We start from the raw sequence: 18816 nt of genomic DNA on the forward strand, positions 1-18816 counted from the left end.
CTGCCACCAACCGGCCCGACGTGCTCGATCCGGCACTGCTCAGGCCAGGCCGCTTCGACCGCCAGGTCGTGGTGCCGAACCCTGACATCGTCGGCCGCGAGAAGATCCTCAAGGTGCATGTGCGCAACGTGCCGCTGGCGCCCAATGTCGACCTCAAGGTGATCGCGCGCGGCACGCCTGGCTTCTCCGGCGCCGACCTGATGAACCTCGTCAACGAATCCGCGCTGATGGCGGCACGACGCAACAAGCGCCTCGTCACCATGGCTGAATTCGAGGACGCCAAGGACAAGATCATGATGGGCGCCGAGCGCCGCTCGTCGGCCATGACGCAGGCCGAGAAGGAACTGACCGCCTACCATGAGGCCGGCCACGCCATCCTCGCGCTCAACGTGCCGTCGGCCGATCCGCTGCACAAGGCCACCATCATCCCGCGCGGCCGTGCGCTCGGCATGGTCATGCAGTTGCCCGAAGGCGACCGCTATTCGATGAGCTACAAATACATGATCTCGCGGCTCGCCATCATGATGGGCGGCCGTGTCGCCGAGGAGTTCAAGTTCGGCAAGGAGAACATCACCTCCGGAGCTTCTTCGGATATCGAGCAGGCGACCAAGCTGGCGCGTGCCATGGTCACGCGCTGGGGCTTTTCCGACAAGCTCGGCCATGTCGCCTATGGCGACAACCAGGAAGAAGTGTTCCTTGGCCATTCGGTGGCACGCACGCAGAACGTCTCGGAAGAAACGGCGCAGATCATCGACGCCGAAGTGCGCCGCCTGATCGATGAGGCCTATTCGTCGGCGAAGTCCATCCTGACCAAGAAGAAGAAGGAATGGATCGCGCTGGCGCAGGGCCTGCTGGAATACGAGACGCTGTCCGGCGAGGAGATCAAGCAGTTGATCGCCGGCCACAAGCCCGCACGCGACCTCGGCGACGATACGCCGCCAAGTCGGGGCTCGGCCGTGCCGAAGTCCGGCGGCCGCCGCAAGAAGGGTCCTGAGCCCGAAGGCGGTATGGAACCACAGCCGTCGAGCTGAGTTCGGCCACCGATTTCATCGAACGCCGCGGCTTGCTCCGCGGCGTTTTTTGTTTTTGGCATTGGGGAGGAGTTGTCCGCGACCTCGCATCTGCGACGGTGACGATTGGCGAAAGCCTAGGTGATAGCCCATCTCCCCCCCTTGCGGGGGAGATTGGCAACGTCGCCGCTGGCGTGCCCTCGAAGGCAAAAAAAAGGCCCGCGAACCCTGCGGTTCGCAGGTCTTCTCTTCTTCAGATGTCTTGTCGCTCAGCTCTTCAGCTTGGCATTGCACAGGCTGTAATAACCGCCGCCCTTCTGGATCCAGCGAAGGCCGTTCAACGTGCCCGCGTCCTTGTTGCCATGGTAGCCCTGGAGACAGGTCTTCATGCGAGCCTTCGCGGGCTTTTCGGTCTTGAACTCGGCGGCCAGCGTGGTCGGAAATGTCACGCCCGCGGGCGCTGCAGTGGGGGCGACCGCCGCGCTGGTTTCCTTTTTCGTCTGCGGCTCGGTTTTGACCGTATCCTCGCTGACACTGTCCGCTGCTGATGTCGCGCACTTCTCCTTGCGAAAAGCCGTCCAGTCCATGCCGTTCAGAGTGCCGCCTTCCTTGGCTGTTCGATAGGTCTCGCCGCATTCCTTCATCGTCAGTGCGCTTGCGGGGGCGACGCTCCAAGCGACAAATGCGGTCGCAGCCAATACCGCCAATTTCAAACCGTGCATAAGACCCTCCTGGTTGATAATAAGTTTGACGTCTTTTTGTATATGGTTTGTTCTCTATATGTTCAACCAGAATCTTTACGGACTGCCGATGAGCTTGGCGTTGGGCAGTGTAGGCGAATTGATGATGCCGGCAGCCCGGCGACATGCAGATGCGAGCAAGGCAGTGTGCGTCTTCGCGCAACAAAAAAGGCCCGCGCATCTTGCGATGCGCGGGCCTTTGTTTGGAGACTATGGCTAAGCGATCAGCTCTTCAGCTTGGCGTTGCACAGGCTGTAGAAGCCGCCGCCCTTCTGGATCCACTTCAGGCCGCCAAGCGAATTGGCGTCCTTGAGGGCATAGTACTGGTCGAGGCAGGTGTGCATACGGCCCTTTCCGGGGGTCTCGCTGGTATATTTCGGCGAGATCGCGGACGGGAAGGTGACGCCCTTGGGCGCAGCCGTCGTCGGCTTCGCCGGCTCCTTGGTGTAGCTCGCCTCGTCGGCGGCCGGCACGGTGTCGTCATCCGAGGCGGCTGCGCCGCACTCGGTCTTGCGGAAGTCGTTCCACTTCATGCCGTTCAGCGTGCCGGCAGCCTTCGCCGCCTGATACTTGGTGCTGCATTCCTTCGCCGTCAGGCCCTTGGCCGTGCTGTCGTCCGCCGCGGCAGCCTTCGTGGTGTTGGTCGCTTTCTTGGCATCGGCCGGCTTGGCGTCGGTCGTCGCTGTGGCGTCGGTGCCGCACTGAGCCTTGCGGAACTGGTTCCAGGTCGCTCCGGCCAGTGTCCCCGCATCCTTGGCGGCGTTATACTTCGTGCTGCACTCGGCCATCGTCAGTGCGTTGGCTGGCGCGGCCAGGAACAAGGTAGCGACGGCGAGGCCGGTCAAAGTGGCAAGTCGGTGGATGAGCATAGCGTTTCTCCGTTGCAGCAGCCCATGATACGTCCCTGCAAATCAATAACGCTCAACGGTCGGTTGCGCCAGATGCTAAGTGGCGTATATATCGCCGAAAATCGGCTTCTCCCGATAAGGTGATGAAATCGTTGTCCGTTGCCTGGTTCAGAGCAAGATTTTCCTGGTGCATCCGCGCTGAAAGGCTCGAATGACTTGTATATTGCAGCATGGCAGTCTGGGCATGTCAGGTTGCGGCCACGTTGTGTGCAGTGCACAACAATGGTTTTCTAAGGATTGGTAACGTATAATCACACAATGTGATCATAGCGCCCTGGCCAATTGTGGCATGACGTGCCGGGGAAGAAACGTCGAGGAAGCTGACTGGCATGGCAGGGAATTATTTCGGCACGGACGGCATTCGCGGACGCGCCAACAAGTTTCCGATGACCGCTGAAATCGCGATGCGGGTCGGCATGGCCGCCGGCCTTTCCTTCCAGCGCGGCACCCATCGACATCGTGTCGTGCTCGGCAAGGACACCAGACTTTCCGGTTATATGATCGAGAATGCCATGGTCGCCGGTCTTTGTGCCGCCGGCATGGACGTGTTCCTGCTCGGCCCGATCCCGACGCCGGCTGTCGCCATGCTGGTGCGTTCGCTGCGCGCCGATATCGGCGTCATGATCTCGGCCTCGCACAACCCTTATTACGACAACGGGATCAAGCTGTTCGGACCCGACGGCTACAAGCTCTCCGACGAGATCGAGGAGCGCATCGAGAGCATGCTCGACAGGGATATCGAACTGGCGCTCGCCGACTCCGACGGGCTTGGCCGCGCCAAGCGCGTCGACGGCGTGCATGACCGCTACATCGAATTCGCCAAGCGCACCTTGCCGCGCTCGATGTCGCTCGCGGGCTTGAGGATCGTCGTCGATTGCGCCAATGGCGCGGCCTACAAGGTGGCGCCCGAGGCGCTGTGGGAACTGGGCGCCGAGGTCGTCGCCATCAATGTCGAGCCCAACGGCTTCAACATCAACAAGGAATGCGGCTCGACCCACCCGGCCGGCCTGCAAAAGAAGGTGCACGAAGTGCGCGCCGATATCGGCATCGCGCTCGACGGCGACGCCGATCGCGTCGTCATCGTCGATGAAAACGGCGCGATCGTCGATGGTGACCAGATCATGGCGCTGATCGCCGAATCCTGGCACCAGAGCGGGCGGCTTGCCGGCGGCGGTGTCGTCTCAACCGTCATGTCCAATCTGGGCCTCGAACGCTTCCTCGGCGACATGAAGCTGCAATTGCACCGCACCAAGGTCGGCGACCGTTATGTCGTCGAGCATATGCGCGCGCACGGCTTGAATGTCGGCGGCGAACAGTCGGGCCATATCGTGCTGTCCGACTTTTCGACCACCGGCGACGGCCTGGTTTCGGCGCTGCAGGTGCTGGCCTGCATCAAGCGGCAGGGCCGGCCGGTCAGCGAACTGTCGAAGAAATTCGAACCCGTGCCGCAACTCCTGAAGAACGTTCACATTTCCGGCGGCAAGCCGCTCGAGGAGGCGCCGGTCAAGGCCGCCATCGAAGACGCGCGTAACCGGCTCGGCAAGACCGGACGGCTGGTTATCCGGCCATCCGGGACAGAGCCGCTGATCCGCGTGATGGCCGAGGGCGACGACCCGCAACTGGTCGAGTCCGTGGTGAATGGCATCGTGGACATCATCTCGGAAACGCGCAGCGCCGCCTGAGCCCCACAGCGCCCGGCAGGACGTCGTCGCCTGAACCTGTCCAAGCCCGCCTTTCGGCGGGCTTTTTCTTGTCGGCTCCCAGTCTGTTCGCTGTTCGGAAATCTCGCAGCGGTTCCCAGAAGTTTCGAGATTCGTGGTTAAGCAACAGGGTTAAACGCCTTTTAACCTTTGCAATTCATTATCCACGACTGAAAGCCAATCGCATTTCGGGCGGGTTTGCCGTTCCGAGCTTCTCAGGGGTGACAAGCATGTTCAAGACAGCAAGAAAGGCCCTGCTCGCCTTACTGTTCGCAGGCCTGGCGGGGCCGTTGTTCGCGGCCGACCTGCCGGAACCGATCGTCGAAGAGGCTCCGCCTCAGGCCGTCTACGAGCAGCCGGTAGAAGTCGGCGGCTGGTATATCCGCGGCGACATCGACTATCACAAGTCGACCGTGCGCGGCATCGACTATATGACCTACACCATCGATCAATGTAATTGTACGGTCACGCCCGGCACCAGAAGTTTCGATTTCGGCAAGCTCAAGGGCGGGTTCTCGCTCGGTGCCGGCGTTGGTTACAAGATCAACGACCACTTCCGGACCGACCTGACCGCCGACTACTGGTTCAAGTCGAACTTCAACGGCGGCACCTCGGATATCAACGGAACATCGACCGAAGTGTCGAAGATGAGCGCCCTGCTGCTGCTGGCCAATGCCTATGTCGATCTCGGCACCTATCACGGCATCACGCCTTACGTTGGCGCCGGCATCGGCGGCGCCCGCGTCAAGTGGGATGATGTCTACGATCCGAACACCACCGAGTTCAATCCCGGCAGATCAAGCTGGCGTTTCGCCTACGGTCTGATGGCCGGCGCTTCGTACTGCCTGACCGACAAGATCATTCTCGATGCCGGCTACCGCTTCTCCCATATCCAGGGCGGCCGCATGTTCGACTGGAACATCACCAGCTCCGGTCCCGGCTTCGATCGTGGCATCAACACACACGAAGTGCGCGGTGGCCTGCGTTACCAGTTCGGTGGCAACAACGGTTGCGCCGCGCCGGTCGTTGCCTACCAGCCCGAACCCGAGCCGATCTACACCAAGTAACAGCATCTACATTACTTGAATTCTTCACAAACCGCCCGGCCTCAGCCGGGCGGTTTTTCGTTGGCCGCCTGGAATCGACAGGGGAAATGAATTCGCTAACGCTCTGTTAGCCTTAACCGCCACTTAACCACTATGGTTAACAATGCTCCTTGAAACGATGGCTGCCGCTGCGATTGCGGGCTGCGCCAAATTCGGGAGTCGGGGACCATGAAACTTACATCGCGTATGGCGCTGGCGCTCGGTGCACTAGCCCTCCTGCCGCTGACGCCGGTGCACGCGGCCGACTACGATCCGCCGATCTATGTCGACCAGGCGCCCGACTACGTCCCGGTCGAGGTCGGCTCCGGCTGGTATCTGCGCGGTGATCTCGGCTATGCCTTCAACAAGCCCTATGAATTTTCGGAAACTCCGGCCGGTCTGGTTACGGATACCAGCCCGCTGTCTGGTTCGATAGGTATGGGCTACCATTTCAACGATTACTTCCGTGGTGAATTGAATTTCGGTCTGCTGCCGACAAGCAAATTCGCCAGCAAATTCGACAGTACTTGCGATGGAACGCAGACGGTGACTGTCACCAGCGGTGGCAGCACAAGCGCGTTCGCCGGCCCAAGCACCCGTGGATGCGAAGGCTCCAACGACGGCAACAACAAGGCCTACGATGTGATGGCCAGCGCCTTTGTCGACCTGGGCACTTATGTCGGCTTCACGCCCTATGTCGGAGGCGGTGTCGGCATAGCGTACAGCACCTACAAGTACGCTCAAGGCGCTCGCAACTGTCAGAATTCATCGACAACATCAGGTACAACCACGACCATCTTTGAATGCGACGATCCAAACGGCTATGATGGGACGACGCAGTCGGAGAAGCAGTTCAGCTTCGCCTATACGCTCGGCGCCGGCTTTGCTTATCAGGTCAGCAAGAATGTTGCAGTCGATGTCGGCTATCAATACACGGCTCTGCCTTCCGCGAAATACGTGACAGCAGACGCTGTCGGCAACCCTGAGTTCAAAAAGGGCCTCGATTATCATCAGGTCAAGGTCGGGCTGCGCTACGATCTCTGGTAGGCGCGGCGAGTACGAGGACCAGCACGGCGGATCATGGGGTCCGTCGTTTGCGTTTGAAGTCACGACATCCTGATCGGGGATCGCCGGTATCCCGGCAACGACAAAAACTTTCCTCTTGACGCCTGAAGCCCGAACGAATATCGCCGTCCGTGGGCCACCCCTCCCCAACGAGGGGCCACTATCTGGAAGGATAGACCACGATGACGACGCATACGAAGCCCGGACTCCGTCCGGCAAACCCCAATTTCTCCTCAGGTCCCTGCGCAAAGCGCCCCGGCTGGTCGGTCGAGGCGCTAAGAAATGCTGCGCTCGGCCGTTCCCACCGCGCCAAGATCGGCAAGACCAAGCTCGAACAGGCGATCGAGCTGACGCGCGAGATTCTCCAGGTCCCGGCGGGTTACCGCATCGGCATCGTGCCGGCGTCGGACACCGGTGCGGTCGAGATGGCGCTGTGGTCGCTGCTCGGCGAGCGCGGCGTCGACATGGTCGCCTGGGAGAGCTTTGGCTCCGGCTGGGTCACCGACGTGGTCAAGCAATTGAAGCTCGCCGACGTGCGCAAGATCGAAGCCGGCTACGGCGAGCTGCCTGATCTCACCAAGATCGATTTCGACCGCGATGTGGTGTTCACCTGGAACGGCACCACGTCGGGCGTTCGCGTGCCGAACGGCGATTTCATTCCCGCGGACCGCAAGGGCCTGACCGTCTGCGATGCGACTTCCGCCGCATTCGCGCAGAGGCTCGACTTCGAAAAACTCGATGTCGTCACTTTCTCCTGGCAGAAGGTGCTGGGCGGCGAGGGCGCTCACGGCATGCTGATCCTGTCGCCTCGCGCCGTCGAGCGGCTGGAAACCTACAAGCCCTCATGGCCGCTGCCGAAAATTTTCCGCCTGACCTCAGGCGGCAAGCTGATCGAAGGTATCTTCAAGGGCGAGACCATCAACACGCCCTCGATGCTGTGCGTCGAGGATTACCTCGATGCGCTCAACTGGGCGAAGTCGACCGGCGGCCTCGACGCGCTGATCGCCAGGGCGGATGCCAATGCGGCCGTCCTCGATCGCTTTGTAGGCAAGTCCTCCTGGCTCGGTCATCTCGCCGTCCAGCCGGCGACACGGTCGAACACGTCCGTCTGCCTGTCCTTCACCGATCCGGACGTGTCCGCGCTCGACGCCGACGGGCAGGCGGCCTTCGCCAAGGGGCTGGTGTCGGTGCTCGACAAGGAAGGCGTCGCCTATGATATCGGTGCCTATCGCGACGCACCGCCCGGCCTGCGCATCTGGTGCGGCGCGACGGTCGAGACGTCGGATCTCGAAGCGCTGCTGCCCTGGCTCGACTGGGCATTCGCCGCACAGAAGGCGTCGCTCAAAGCGGCGGCCTGAGATCGTTCGCGGCGGCCTTCGGGCCGCCCACTCCCATCAGGATCAAATCCATTTCAAGGAGGCCGCCATGGCGCCCCGCGTTCTCGTCTCAGACAAACTCTCCCCCACCGCCGTGCAAATCTTCAAGGATCGTGGCGTCGAGGTCGACTATCTGCCCGATCTCGGCAAGGACAAGGATAAGCTCGCCGAAGTGATCGGCCAGTATGATGGCCTCGCCATCCGCTCGGCGACCAAGGTCACCGAAAAGCTGATCAACGCCGCTACCAATCTCAAAGTCATCGGCCGCGCCGGCATCGGCGTCGACAATGTCGATATCCCGGCGGCAAGCCGCAAGGGCATCATCGTGATGAACACGCCCTTCGGCAACTCGATCACCACAGCCGAACATGCGGTGGCGATGATCTTTGCGCTGGCGCGCCAGATCCCTGAAGCCAACGCCTCGACCCATGCCGGCAAATGGGAAAAGAACCGCTTCATGGGCGTCGAGATAACCGGCAAGACACTGGGCGTCATCGGCTGCGGCAACATCGGTTCGATCGTCGCGACGCGCGGCGTTGGCCTCAAGATGCACGTCATCGCCTTCGATCCGTTCCTGTCGGACAGCCGTGCCGAGGAGCTTGGCGTCGACAAGGTCGAGCTCGACGAGCTATTCGCCCGCGCCGATTTCATCACCCTGCACACGCCGCTGACCGACAAGACGCGCAACATCATCGATGCCGCGGCGATCGCCAAGATGAAGAAGGGCGTGCGCATCATCAATTGCGCACGCGGCGGTCTGATCGTCGAGGCCGATCTGGTCGCAGCGCTGAAGAGCGGCAAGGTGGCCGGCGCCGGCGTCGACGTCTTCGAGGTCGAACCGGCCGAGAACAACGAACTGTTCGGCATGGAGAATGTGGTGGCGACGCCGCATCTCGGCGCCTCGACGACGGAGGCCCAGGAGAATGTCGCGCTGCAGGTTGCCGAGCAGATGGCCGACTATCTGATCAAGGGCGCCGTCTCCAACGCCATCAACATGCCGTCGATCACCGCCGAGGAGGCGCCGCGGCTGAAGCCGTTCGTCAAGCTCGCCGAGGTGCTCGGCGCCTTTGTCGGCCAGGTCACCGAGGATCCGATCAAGGAGGTGGAGATCCTGTTCGACGGCTCGACCGCGACGATGAACACGCGCGCGCTGATCAGTGCAGCACTCGCCGGGCTGATCCGGCCTCAGGTCTCGGACGTCAACATGGTGTCGGCGCCGATCATGGTGAAGGAGCGCGGCATCATCGTGGCCGAGGTCAAGCGCGACAAGTCGGGCGTGTTCGACGGCTATATCAAGCTGACGGTGAAGACCGAGCACATGACGCGCTCGATCGCCGGCACATGCTTCTCGGATGGCAAGCCACGCTTCATCCAGATCAAGGGCATCAACCTCGATGCCGAGGTCGGCCAGCACATGCTCTACACCACCAATGCGGACGCGCCGGGCATCATCGGCCTGCTCGGCACCGTCTGCGGCGAGAATGGCGTCAACATCGCCAACTTCCAGCTCGGCCGCAACCGGCCGGGCGGCGATGCCATAGCGCTGCTCTATCTCGACGCGCCGTTCCCGGAAGCCGTGCTGGAAAAGGTCAAGGCGCACAAGTCGATCGACTCGGCCAAGCGGCTGCAGTTCGACGTCAACGCGATGTGATTGAGGACAGGCGGTCGCCGACCCACCTCGTTGACGCCGGCCGCCGCGGCGGCCGGTTCATGTCAACTCGTCCGAGCCATCGGAGACACCCACGCGATGTCGGTAGACCAGTTCCCAGCCCTTCCAGCCCGTAAACAGCAAGATGAGAACCACGATCAGCGATAGGACGATGCCGGTTGGCATCACGGCCGCCGCTCCGCCGGCATACCGCGAGTACCAGTTGTAAAGCTCGATCAACACGACGATTACATTGCCGCCGGCATGGAGCCATGCCGTCGTGAGATTGCGGACCTGCACATCGCCGAGAACATCCGTCAAGCCAGCAAGCGCAGCCAGGGCAGCCATGATCAGGCCTGCGCCGAGAAGCCAAAGCGACCCGGTGACCCATCCAGGATCGGCTGTTCGCCAGAAGATAAGGTCGCAAACGAAGGTGCCGACAAAAAAGGCAATCGGAAACGGAATCAGCATCGGGTGGATAGGGTGACCAGCAATGCTTGCCGTGCTGCGAGGGTTGTGGCTCATCATGTCGCCTCCCTGGCGTTCAAACTCCGCTGGAGGTGAAATGTTCCAAGTAGGGGACGCGGCAGGATTCATGCCGCTGTTTCCGCGCCATTGGCGAAGTCCAGGCCGTTCGCGTGATTACCGCGACGGCGGAGGGCGTCAGCCGCCAAATGTCATCCGCGGTGGTCCGCCACCGCCATCTTGCGCCCGCTGTATTCGGCAAGCCCGATGCCGCCCAGCACGAGCACCAAGGCCAGCGCCTGATAGAGCTGGAACGTCTCGCCGACGATCAGCACCGACAGCAGCGTGCCGAAGATCGGCACCAGATTGATGAACAGGCCGGCGCGGTTGGCGCCGATCAGCTCGTTGCCCCTGATGTAGAAGATCTGCGAAACGACCGAGGCGCCGATCGCCGTATAGACGATGACGGTCCAGCCGCGCGCGTCGGGCATGATGACCTTGCCGGCGAGGACCTCCCACAGGAAGAACGGCAACGAGGTGACGAGTGCCGAAACCGACAGGGCCAGCATCAGGCTCTGCCAGTGCATCACCGGCTTCAGCCGCAACCCGACCGAATAGCCGCTGTAGAGAAAGACAGCGACCAGCATGATGGCGTCACCGAAATTGAGTTCCAGCGTCAACAGCCGGCGCGGGTCGCCATGGCAGGCGGTGAGGATCACGCCGGCGATGGTCAGCACGACGCCGACAATCTGCGCCCAGTTCACGCGCAGGCGGAAGAAGACGAAATTGGCAGTCATGATCAGGATCGGCATCGCCGCCTGTTCGATCGAGACATTGATCGCTGTCGTGTAGTTGAGCGCCGTGTAGAAGATGGTGTTGAACAGGGTGAAGCCGCTGGCGCCGAGGGCGACCAGCACGAACCAGTGCTTGCGGACTACCGGCCAGTCCTTCTGGATGGTCTTCCAGCCGATGGGCAGCATGATCGCCACGGCCAGCACCCAGCGCAGGAAGACCAGCGTCATCGGCGAGACGTGATCGACCGCCAGCTTGCCGGCCACCGAATTTCCACCCCAAAGCAAGGTGGTGAGCAGCAGGAATATGTAGGCGCTTCGATGCATCGCGGGATTCCAGTCGCCGGAGCTGCGGTGTTTGCCGGCCTATTGCCCTCGCTCGCCCAAGTAAATGATGTCAAAGCCGAAAATTGTTGTGCCTCAGGGCATTTTCGACGGCAAAGAAAGGTCGCGCTCGCGAGGTCTTGACGTTATAGAGGCCTGTCGTTTCGAACCATATTCAAGCCGCTTGGCGGCGTCTCAAGGGAAAAGAAACATGGCCAATGTGGTGGTCGTCGGCTCGCAGTGGGGTGACGAAGGCAAGGGCAAGATCGTCGACTGGCTGTCGGAGCGCGCCGATGTCGTGGTGCGTTTCCAGGGCGGCCACAATGCCGGCCATACGCTGGTCGTCGACGGCAAGGTCTACAAGCTGTCGTTGCTTCCGTCGGGCGTCGTGCGCCAGGGCAAGCTGTCCATCATCGGCAATGGCGTCGTGTTCGACCCGCACGCTTTCGTCGCCGAGGTGGCAAAACTCAAGGCGCAAGGTGTCGAAGTAGCGCCGGATCGCCTGAAAATAGCCGAAAACACAGCGCTTATCCTGTCCCTGCATCGAGAGCTGGACGGGTTTCGTGAGGACGCCGCATCCAATTCCGGGACGAAGATTGGCACGACCCGTCGCGGCATCGGCCCCGCCTATGAGGACAAGGTGGGCCGGCGCGCGGTCAGGGTGATGGATTTGGCGGATTTGGAAACACTGCCCTTGAAAGTCGACAGGCTGCTGACGCACCACAATGCGCTGCGACGCGGGCTTGGTCATGCGGAAGTCACGCATGACGCGATCATGCAGGAACTAACCTCGGTCGCCGACGACATCCTGCCCTATATGGACCGGGTCTGGAAGATCCTCGACGACAAGCGCCGGGCTGGCGAGCGCATCCTGTTCGAGGGCGCGCAGGGCACACTGCTCGATATCGACCACGGCACCTATCCGTTCGTGACCTCGTCGAACACGGTTGCCGGACAGGCTGCCGCCGGCTCCGGCGTTGGCCCGGGCGCCATCGGCTATGTGCTCGGCATCACCAAAGCCTATACGACACGCGTCGGCGAGGGTCCGTTCCCGACCGAGCAGAAGAACGAGGTCGGCGAATTCCTCGGCACGCGCGGCCATGAATTCGGCGTCGTCACCGGTCGCAAGCGCCGCTGCGGCTGGTTCGACGCGGTGTTGGTGCGCCAGGCCGTCGCGGTCAACGGCATCAAGGGCATCGCGCTGACCAAGCTCGACGTGCTTGACGGGCTGGACGAGATCAAGGTCTGCACCGGTTACCGTCTCGACGGCGAGATGATCGATTATCTGCCGGCCAGCCAGGGCGCGCAGGCACGTGTCGAACCGGTCTACGAGACGCTCGAGGGCTGGAAAGGCACCACTGCCGGCGCGCGCAGCTGGAATGATCTGCCGGCCCAGGCGGTCAAGTATGTCCGCTACATCGAGGAGCTCATCGGCGCACCGGTCGCGCTCCTTTCCACCAGCCCGGAACGCGACGACACGATACTTGTGACCGATCCGTTTCAAGACTAGTTTCTGAAGCCTTTCCGGGCATCGCGGCTGATTTGCGGGGGCCGGCGCGGAAGCAAAATACAGGTCGACTGAAGCATGGCAGATTTCGTTGCTATTCTGAAAAACGCGCTCGACAAGCATGGCGACGAGACGCCGGAAAAGCGTACGCGCATCTATGCCAGCGTTCGCACCATGCTGGCGAAGAAGCTTGGTGAACGTTCGCCGCCGTGGGCTCCCGAAGCCATAGCCACGCAGATGCGTTCGCTGGAAGACGCCATTACAAGCGTCGAGCGCGATTATGCCAAGAGCGTGCCGGAGACCGACCCGCTCGCGGAGCTGGAACACATTTTTTCGTCGATCGATCGCAACAAGAACCAGCCAAGCCATACGAGGCAGCCGGCGAAGGCGGAATCGGCCTGGCCGGCACCGCCCGTCGCCAAGCCCGAGCCCTATCAACCCGCGCCGCCGCCTGCCGCCAAGGTCGAGCCAAGCTGGCAAAGATCGACGCCGGCGCCTGCCCAGCCGGCTCGCGCCGACACGCCTCTTCCAGGCATGAACGCCGAGGAGGCGGACGACGAGGCCGATGTCTTTTCCAGCAACGAAGACAATGAAGAGCCGGTACAGGACACCTTCCAGCGCCTGCGTCCCGCCGAGCGCAAGCGCAGCTATGGCGGGCTGATCGCGGCCGTCGTCGCACTGCTGGTCGTTGCCGGCGGCGGCTATGGCGTCTGGCTGAACAAGGACGCCTTCGGCAAGATGCTGGGGCTTGGCGGCAATCAGGTAGCGAAAACCGAACCCGTGAAGCCGGCGCCGGCCAAGCCGGCAACCGATGCCGCGGCAGCGCCGCCGGCGCCCGCGGCTGGCGGCACGGAAGCCGAAAGCACGAAATTCACCCAGCGGCTGACACCGCAGGGTGGTGAAGTCGACCCGGGTCCGGCCGGTGGCCAAAGCGGCATCGGCGAAGGCGAATCGGTCGCGGCGCTGACCACCCCGCCCTCGGCCACGAACGCACCGGCGATTTCCGCACCGGCCGCCGGTACGCCTGCCGCGACTACGCCTCCGGCGACAGATGCCGCCCCCGCAACGCCGCCTGCCAACGGAGCAGCGCCTGCAGCGCCGGCCGATGCTGCCGGCACGCCGCCAGCACCGGCAGGTGCCGCGCCGCCCGCGCCGGCGGCTGCGCCTGCGGAAGCCGCCCTGCCTGTCGGCCAGAAGGCGATCTTCTATGAGGAGCGCACCAGCACCGCCCAGGGCTCCGCCGAGCCCGGCAACATCGTCTGGTCGCTGGTGCAGGAATCGCCCGGTGGCGACCTGCCGCCGGAGCCGGCGATCCGCGCCGAGGCGACCATTCCCGGCAAGGACATCCAGTTGCGCATGACCATCCGCCGCAACACCGACCAGACGCTGCCGGCCAGCCATATCATCGAGATGATCTTCCTGACGCCCGACGGCTTCGAGGGCGGCGGTGTCGACAACATCCTGCGCGTTGCCATGAAGGCTTCGGAGCAGGATGCCGGCAGCCCGCTGATCGGCATTCCGGCCAAGATTGCCGACGGCTTCTTCCTCGTCGCGCTCAACGACACCAAGGCCGACGAAGACGCCAACATGACCTTGTTGCGCGGCCAGGACTGGATCGACGTGCCGGTGGTCTACAAGACCGGACGGCGGGCGTTGCTGACCATGGAAAAGGGCATTCCCGGAGAGAAGGTGTTCGACGAGGCAATCAAGGCCTGGCAGGCCAAGACGGCAGGCTGAGACGCTGTAGCCGCCGTTCAGAAGCCCTGGAACAGCATGTCGAGCGCAGCGACGATGTCGTCGTGGTGCTTGATCAGGTTCAGCTGACTTTCGCCTAATTCGCTGGCAGAAACGGTGGCAACCAGGTGTGTTGCCATAACGAGCTTTCGACCGTTGATCTCAAAAATCGGATGAAGCTTTCGCATCGGCGGTGGCACCATTGCGACCGGCAGAAGCGGCACGACCACCCGCGTCTTGAAATTGTCGAGCAGCTCTGACTGAACGTCGAGCACATAGCTGCCTTCGATGCGACCGGCGAAGACATCATAGCGGGGCATCAGAACTGCCGGTACTCTTCCAGCGGGATGCCATGTTTCTCGATATAGTCGTTCCACGCGTCCATCGTGGCGCGGTTCTCAAGCTTCCACAGTCGCGTTTTTTCGGCAGCCACCGCCTCCGCGATGCCGGCCTCCGCAGCGCGCGAGACATTCACGTCAAGTCCCTTGGCTTCCCTCATGAGGTTCGAATCGATCGACAGATTTGCTGGCTGACGGGTCGCACTCAAGGCAATTTTGCGCATAATAGCCTCCGCAACATGCGCATAATATATGCGCATTTCTGTATGGAGGCAATCAGGCGGTTCTAGCTGCAGGTAGGGGCGCTCGGCCCCTTTCGCTATGGCTCCGGGCGTTCGTCGCTTCAATCGACAAATCGTCGTCGATTGATCGGCCTACGGCCGAAACACTCCTCACCCCTCCATCTCCTCGCGCAACATCTCCAGTTCCAGCCATTCTTCCTCGAGCGCGGCCAGCGTGGCGCGCTCCTTGTCGAGGGCGGCGATGGTTTTCTGGAACGAGGCCGGATCGCGCTCGTAATAGGCCGGATCGGCGATGTTGTTCTCCAGCCGCGAGATAGAGGCCATCACAGCTTCGATTTTCTTCGGCAGGGATTCCAGTGCGAATTTCTGCTTGAACGACAGTTTCTTCGCCGGCACTTTTGGCGCGGCGGCTTCGCTCTTGCCTGACGCGGGCGCCTCGCCATTTTCGGCTCTCGCCCGCGCCTTGCGGTCGTCCAGCTTCGTGCCGCCGCGCTGCGCCAACATGTCGGAGTAGCCGCCGGCATATTCGATCCAGCGGCCTTCACCATCCGGCGCGATCAGGCTGGTCACGGTGCGGTCGAGGAAATCGCGGTCGTGGCTGACCAGGATGACGGTGCCGGCGAAACCGGCGACCAGTTCCTGCAGCAGTTCAAGCGTCTCCATGTCGAGATCGTTGGTCGGCTCATCGAGCACCAGAAGGTTTGCGGGCCGCGCCAGCACGCGCGCCAGCAGGAGCCGCGCCCGCTCGCCGCCGGACAACTCGCGCACCGGCGTGCGCGCCTGCTCCGGCTTGAACAGGAAATCCTTCATGTAGGAGACCACGTGGCGCTGCTCGCCATTGATGACGAGGTTTTCGCCGCGCCCATCGGTGAGATATTGTGCCAGCGTCTCCTGCGGGTCGACCGCCTCGCGCTTCTGGTCGAGCGTTGCGATCTCCAGATTGGTGCCGAGCCGCACCGAACCTGCGTCCGGCTTCATCTCGCCGGTCAGCATCTTCAAGAGCGTGGTCTTGCCGGCGCCGTTCGGCCCGACCAGGCCAACGCGATCGCCGCGCTGGATGCGGGTCGAAAACGCCTTGACCACGGTGAGATCGCCAAAGCTCTTTTCGATGTTTTTCGCCTCGATCACCAGCTTGCCGGACTCGGTGGCGTCGCTCGCCACCATGATCGCCGACCCTTCGGCCCCGCGATGACCGCGAAAACGCTGACGCATGGTCTGCAACTCGCCGAGCCGGCGCATGTTGCGCTTGCGCCGCGCCGTCACGCCGTAGCGCAGCCAATGCTCTTCGCGAACGATCTGGCGACCGAGCTTGTGCTGCTCGCGTTCTTCTTCCTCCAGAACCAGGTCGCGCCATTCCTCGAAATGGCCGAAGCCCTTGTCCAGCCTGCGGGTCTGGCCGCGATCGAGCCAGACCGTGGCGCGCGACACGCGTTCGAGGAAGCGGCGGTCGTGCGAGATGACGATCAGCGCCGAGGAGGTGCGGGCGAGTTCTTCTTCCAGCCATTCGATGACCGAGAGGTCGAGATGGTTGGTCGGCTCATCGAGCAGCAGGATATCGGGCTCCGGCGCCATGACGCGGGCAAGGGCGGCGCGCCTCGCCTCCCCGCCCGACAGGTCGTTCGGACGTTCCTCACCCGACAGGCCGAGATGCTCCATCAGATAGCTGGCGCGGTAGGGATCGTCGGCGGGGCCAAGCCCGGCCTCGACATAGGCGCGGACAGTGGCAAAACCTTCCATGTCGGGCATCTGCGGCAGATAGCGGACGGTCGCCGAAGGCTGGCGGAACACTTCGCCGTCCTGCGGCTCGATCAGGCCGGCGGCGATCTTCAGCAGGGTCGACTTGCCGGACCCGTTGCGGCCGACCAGCGCGATCTTGTCGCCGGCCGAAGCCGTCAAGGCGGCGCCATCGAGCAGCGGCGTGCCGCCGAAGGTCAGTTTTATCCCGTCGAGGTTGAGAAGGGGCGGGGCCATGTCAGCTTTCAGGTAAGGGATAGGGATGAGCGAGCAGCATCGCGCGGCCATGGCCGAGCGCGATTTCGAGGCGGCCCCCGGTCTTGTCGGACTTGACCTCGTTGGAAATGGTCAGCGACGAACCGAACGCCACCTTGACGTGAGCGAGCGGCCATTTGGCGCCGGTGACGGTCAGGCCGTCGAGCTCGGAAAAGCCGAGCACCGAAAACAGCGTGCCGTCGGCATAGTCGAAGCCGGCCGTTCCGCGCAGCAGGGGGATGCCTTCCTGAGCGCCGCTGGTCAAAAGCACGTCCGTTCCCGCCTCCGCCAGCCGCAGGGCGAGCGACAGATGCAGAAAAGCGTGGTCGGCGCGCTTGCCGCCAAAGGCGCCGGCCAGCACCAGGCGGGTCGCGCCGCGCTCCAGTGCCGCGGCGACGGCAAGTTCGCCATCGGTCTGGTCCTTTTCCGCCGGGAAGGTCCGACGCGGCACGGAAGCGAGATCGTCCGGCAGGTTGGCCGGCACCGAATCGAAATCACCCACCCACAGCTCCGGCACGAGACCCAGCAACCGCGCATGACCGATGCCGGCGTCGGCGGCGATGACGCGGGAGCCTTTGACCTGACGGTCGAGCCGTGGCGTACGGATGAGATCGCCGCCAAGCAGGATGGTGAATGTGCTCATATCGTGTGGCCCTTACCAGCCCGGCACGGGAAACGGAAGGCGGCAAACTCCCGCTTGCATGGCGGATCGGCCCGGCCTATGTGTCGAAACGCTCTAACGGGGTGCCGGACGCGATCTTCGCGGACCGGCTGAGAGGCAGTCTCGCCAACCCGCTGAACCTGATCCGGTTTGTACCGGCGGAGGGATTAGACGTTTCGGACAGTCCGACGCCTCAATTCCTTTCAATTCGAACGAAGGAGGCGCCGATGCGCACGCTTTTATATGCTCTTGTTTCAGCAACGGTCGTGGCCTTGTCCGGGCCCGCCTTGGCCAAGGACAAGCTCACCGTCTACACCTATGAGAGTTTCACCGCCGACTGGGGTCCGGGTCCCGTGGTGAAGAAGGAGTTCGAGGCCGAATGCGGCTGCGACGTCGACTTCGTCTCGGTCGCCGATGGCGTCGCGCTGCTCAACCGCGTCAGATTGGAAGGCACATCGACCAAGGCCGATATCGTGCTTGGCCTGGATACCAATCTCACCGCCGATGCCAAGGCGTCAGGCTTGTTCGCGCCGCATGGCGCGGTGACGGATGTCAGTGTGCCGGGCGGCTGGAGCGACGACACGTTTGTCCCCTTCGACTACGGCTATTTCGCTGTCGTCTACGACACGCAGAAGATGAAGACGCCGCCGAAGAGCCTGAAGGAGCTGATCGAAGGCAGTGCCAACGACAAGATCGTCATCCAGGACCCGCGCACCTCGACGCCAGGCCTCGGCCTGCTTCTTTGGGTCAAGTCGGTCTATGGCGACAAGGCACCCGAGGCCTGGGCCAAGCTCAAGGCCAAGGTGCTGACCGTGACGCCGGGCTGGAGCGAGGCCTATGGGCTGTTCACCAAGGGCGAGGCGCCGATGGTGCTGTCCTACACGACGTCGCCAGCCTACCACATGGTCGCCGAGAACACGGAGCGCTACCAAGCGGCCTCCTTCGAGGAGGGCGAGTATCTGCAGATCGAGGTGGCGGGTATCACCACGACAGGAGCCAAGAATCCGCTGGCGGCCAAGTTCATGGCCTTCATGACCGGGCCGAAATTCCAGGATGCCATCCCCGAGACCAACTGGATGTTCCCGGCAGGCAAGACCGACAAGCCGCTCAATCCGGCCTTCGACAAACTGGTCAAGCCGACGAAGACCTTGCTGTTCAGCCCGCAAGAGGTCGCCGCCAACCGCAAGGCCTGGGTCGATGAATGGCTGGCGGCGATGAGCAAATAGGCAGCGC

16 protein-coding genes, 1 pseudogene and 1 riboswitch are annotated in these 18816 nt (G+C 62.7%); of the genes and pseudogenes, 9 read left to right on the forward strand and 8 right to left on the reverse strand.

From position 1 onward, the window contains the following. A pseudogene (locus tag EN932_RS04730) lies at positions 1-1031 on the forward strand (cell division protein FtsH); the annotation flags it as partial. Between the two features lie 248 nt (positions 1032-1279). On the opposite strand, the gene EN932_RS04735 reads toward EN932_RS04730, so the two are convergent. Both EN932_RS04735 and EN932_RS04740 read right to left on the reverse strand, forming a co-directional pair. After that, complete coding sequence (locus EN932_RS04735) at positions 1280-1732, reverse strand: hypothetical protein (protein WP_127369729.1); 453 nt, start codon at positions 1730-1732, stop codon at positions 1280-1282. 242 nt (positions 1733-1974) lie between these two features. After that, complete coding sequence (locus EN932_RS04740; RefSeq protein ID WP_128336578.1) at positions 1975-2619, reverse strand: hypothetical protein; 645 nt, start codon at positions 2617-2619, stop codon at positions 1975-1977. A 368-nt stretch (positions 2620-2987) separates the two neighbouring features. Between EN932_RS04740 and glmM the strand changes: the two genes are divergently transcribed. The 5 genes from glmM (at position 2988) to serA (ending at position 9535) form a co-directional block, all read left to right on the forward strand. Beyond that, positions 2988-4340 (forward strand): phosphoglucosamine mutase, encoded by a 1353-nt coding sequence (glmM, locus tag EN932_RS04745; protein ID WP_027162514.1) that lies wholly within the window; start codon positions 2988-2990, stop codon positions 4338-4340. A gap of 248 nt (positions 4341-4588) precedes the next feature. Continuing rightward, positions 4589-5425 carry an outer membrane protein gene (locus EN932_RS04750; RefSeq protein ID WP_027162513.1) on the forward strand — a complete coding sequence of 279 codons (837 nt, stop codon included), beginning with the start codon at positions 4589-4591 and terminating at the stop codon, positions 5423-5425. A 225-nt stretch (positions 5426-5650) separates the two neighbouring features. Then, the gene (locus tag EN932_RS04755; protein ID WP_318011902.1) at positions 5651-6490 is read left to right on the forward strand and encodes an outer membrane beta-barrel protein; all 840 of its coding nucleotides are present in this window, start codon (positions 5651-5653) and stop codon (positions 6488-6490) included. 200 nt (positions 6491-6690) lie between these two features. After that, positions 6691-7866: a phosphoserine transaminase gene (locus tag EN932_RS04760; protein WP_013529158.1), complete on the forward strand. Its 1176-nt coding sequence runs from the start codon at positions 6691-6693 to the stop codon at positions 7864-7866. A gap of 67 nt (positions 7867-7933) precedes the next feature. Next, positions 7934-9535, forward strand: coding sequence for a phosphoglycerate dehydrogenase (serA, locus tag EN932_RS04765; RefSeq protein ID WP_024502929.1), 1602 nt, complete (start codon positions 7934-7936; stop codon positions 9533-9535). Between the two features lie 57 nt (positions 9536-9592). Here the strand turns inward: serA and EN932_RS04770 are convergent, their stop codons facing one another. Together EN932_RS04770 and EN932_RS04775 are read right to left on the reverse strand one after the other, a co-directional pair. After that, positions 9593-10057, reverse strand: coding sequence for a DUF2231 domain-containing protein (locus EN932_RS04770; protein ID WP_127384611.1), 465 nt, complete (start codon positions 10055-10057; stop codon positions 9593-9595). Positions 10058-10209: 152 nt separating this feature from the next. Further along, complete coding sequence (locus EN932_RS04775) at positions 10210-11115, reverse strand: DMT family transporter (RefSeq protein WP_127369780.1); 906 nt, start codon at positions 11113-11115, stop codon at positions 10210-10212. Between the two features lie 208 nt (positions 11116-11323). Between EN932_RS04775 and EN932_RS04780 the strand changes: the two genes are divergently transcribed. Next, positions 11324-12622, forward strand: coding sequence for an adenylosuccinate synthase (locus EN932_RS04780; RefSeq protein WP_024502931.1), 1299 nt, complete (start codon positions 11324-11326; stop codon positions 12620-12622). Positions 12623-12697: 75 nt separating this feature from the next. Beyond that, the gene (locus tag EN932_RS04785) at positions 12698-14356 is read left to right on the forward strand and encodes a hypothetical protein (protein WP_127384603.1); all 1659 of its coding nucleotides are present in this window, start codon (positions 12698-12700) and stop codon (positions 14354-14356) included. Between the two features lie 17 nt (positions 14357-14373). Here the strand turns inward: EN932_RS04785 and EN932_RS04790 are convergent, their stop codons facing one another. The 4 genes from EN932_RS04790 to EN932_RS04805 all read right to left on the reverse strand — a co-directional run bounded on the left by EN932_RS04790 (position 14374) and on the right by EN932_RS04805 (position 17565). Continuing rightward, on the reverse strand, positions 14374-14673 hold the full coding sequence (locus EN932_RS04790) for a CcdB family protein (protein WP_127384602.1): 300 nt from the start codon (positions 14671-14673) through the stop codon (positions 14374-14376). Continuing rightward, the gene (locus EN932_RS04795) at positions 14673-14915 is read right to left on the reverse strand and encodes a type II toxin-antitoxin system CcdA family antitoxin (protein ID WP_063170355.1); all 243 of its coding nucleotides are present in this window, start codon (positions 14913-14915) and stop codon (positions 14673-14675) included. The genes EN932_RS04790 and EN932_RS04795 overlap by 1 nt, the downstream gene beginning before the upstream one ends. Before the next feature lie 168 nt (positions 14916-15083). Beyond that, complete coding sequence (locus EN932_RS04800) at positions 15084-16904, reverse strand: ABC-F family ATP-binding cassette domain-containing protein (protein WP_128368753.1); 1821 nt, start codon at positions 16902-16904, stop codon at positions 15084-15086. A gap of 1 nt (position 16905) precedes the next feature. Further along, positions 16906-17565 carry a thiamine diphosphokinase gene (locus EN932_RS04805; RefSeq protein WP_027162509.1) on the reverse strand — a complete coding sequence of 220 codons (660 nt, stop codon included), beginning with the start codon at positions 17563-17565 and terminating at the stop codon, positions 16906-16908. 87 nt (positions 17566-17652) lie between these two features. Next, positions 17653-17767, forward strand: a riboswitch (TPP riboswitch). Positions 17768-17810: 43 nt separating this feature from the next. Between EN932_RS04805 and thiB the strand changes: the two genes are divergently transcribed. Then, the gene (gene thiB / locus EN932_RS04810) at positions 17811-18809 is read left to right on the forward strand and encodes a thiamine ABC transporter substrate binding subunit (RefSeq protein WP_063169191.1); all 999 of its coding nucleotides are present in this window, start codon (positions 17811-17813) and stop codon (positions 18807-18809) included. The last annotated feature ends 7 nt before the right edge of the window (positions 18810-18816 follow it).

The sequence above is a fragment of the Mesorhizobium sp. M7A.F.Ca.US.002.01.1.1 genome (assembly GCF_004022955.1).
Classification (GTDB): domain Bacteria; phylum Pseudomonadota; class Alphaproteobacteria; order Rhizobiales; family Rhizobiaceae; genus Mesorhizobium; species Mesorhizobium ciceri.

Excerpts from the sequence above, each read along its gene's own strand:
- EN932_RS04785 (WP_127384603.1), top strand. The coding sequence starts at position 12,698 with ATGGCAGATTTCGTTGCTATTCTGAAAAACGCGCTCGACAAGCATGGC.
- EN932_RS04790 (WP_127384602.1), bottom strand. The coding sequence starts at position 14,673 with ATGCCCCGCTATGATGTCTTCGCCGGTCGCATCGAAGGCAGCTATGTG.
- EN932_RS04750 (WP_027162513.1), top strand. The coding sequence starts at position 4,589 with ATGTTCAAGACAGCAAGAAAGGCCCTGCTCGCCTTACTGTTCGCAGGC.
- serA (WP_024502929.1), top strand. The coding sequence starts at position 7,934 with ATGGCGCCCCGCGTTCTCGTCTCAGACAAACTCTCCCCCACCGCCGTG.
- EN932_RS04805 (WP_027162509.1), bottom strand. The coding sequence starts at position 17,565 with ATGAGCACATTCACCATCCTGCTTGGCGGCGATCTCATCCGTACGCCA.
- glmM (WP_027162514.1), top strand. The coding sequence starts at position 2,988 with ATGGCAGGGAATTATTTCGGCACGGACGGCATTCGCGGACGCGCCAAC.
- EN932_RS04740 (WP_128336578.1), bottom strand. The coding sequence starts at position 2,619 with ATGCTCATCCACCGACTTGCCACTTTGACCGGCCTCGCCGTCGCTACC.
- EN932_RS04800 (WP_128368753.1), bottom strand. The coding sequence starts at position 16,904 with ATGGCCCCGCCCCTTCTCAACCTCGACGGGATAAAACTGACCTTCGGC.
- thiB (WP_063169191.1), top strand. The coding sequence starts at position 17,811 with ATGCGCACGCTTTTATATGCTCTTGTTTCAGCAACGGTCGTGGCCTTG.
- EN932_RS04755 (WP_318011902.1), top strand. The coding sequence starts at position 5,651 with ATGGCGCTGGCGCTCGGTGCACTAGCCCTCCTGCCGCTGACGCCGGTG.
- EN932_RS04795 (WP_063170355.1), bottom strand. The coding sequence starts at position 14,915 with ATGCGCAAAATTGCCTTGAGTGCGACCCGTCAGCCAGCAAATCTGTCG.
- EN932_RS04735 (WP_127369729.1), bottom strand. The coding sequence starts at position 1,732 with ATGCACGGTTTGAAATTGGCGGTATTGGCTGCGACCGCATTTGTCGCT.
- EN932_RS04770 (WP_127384611.1), bottom strand. The coding sequence starts at position 10,057 with ATGAGCCACAACCCTCGCAGCACGGCAAGCATTGCTGGTCACCCTATC.
- EN932_RS04780 (WP_024502931.1), top strand. The coding sequence starts at position 11,324 with ATGGCCAATGTGGTGGTCGTCGGCTCGCAGTGGGGTGACGAAGGCAAG.
- EN932_RS04760 (WP_013529158.1), top strand. The coding sequence starts at position 6,691 with ATGACGACGCATACGAAGCCCGGACTCCGTCCGGCAAACCCCAATTTC.
- EN932_RS04775 (WP_127369780.1), bottom strand. The coding sequence starts at position 11,115 with ATGCATCGAAGCGCCTACATATTCCTGCTGCTCACCACCTTGCTTTGG.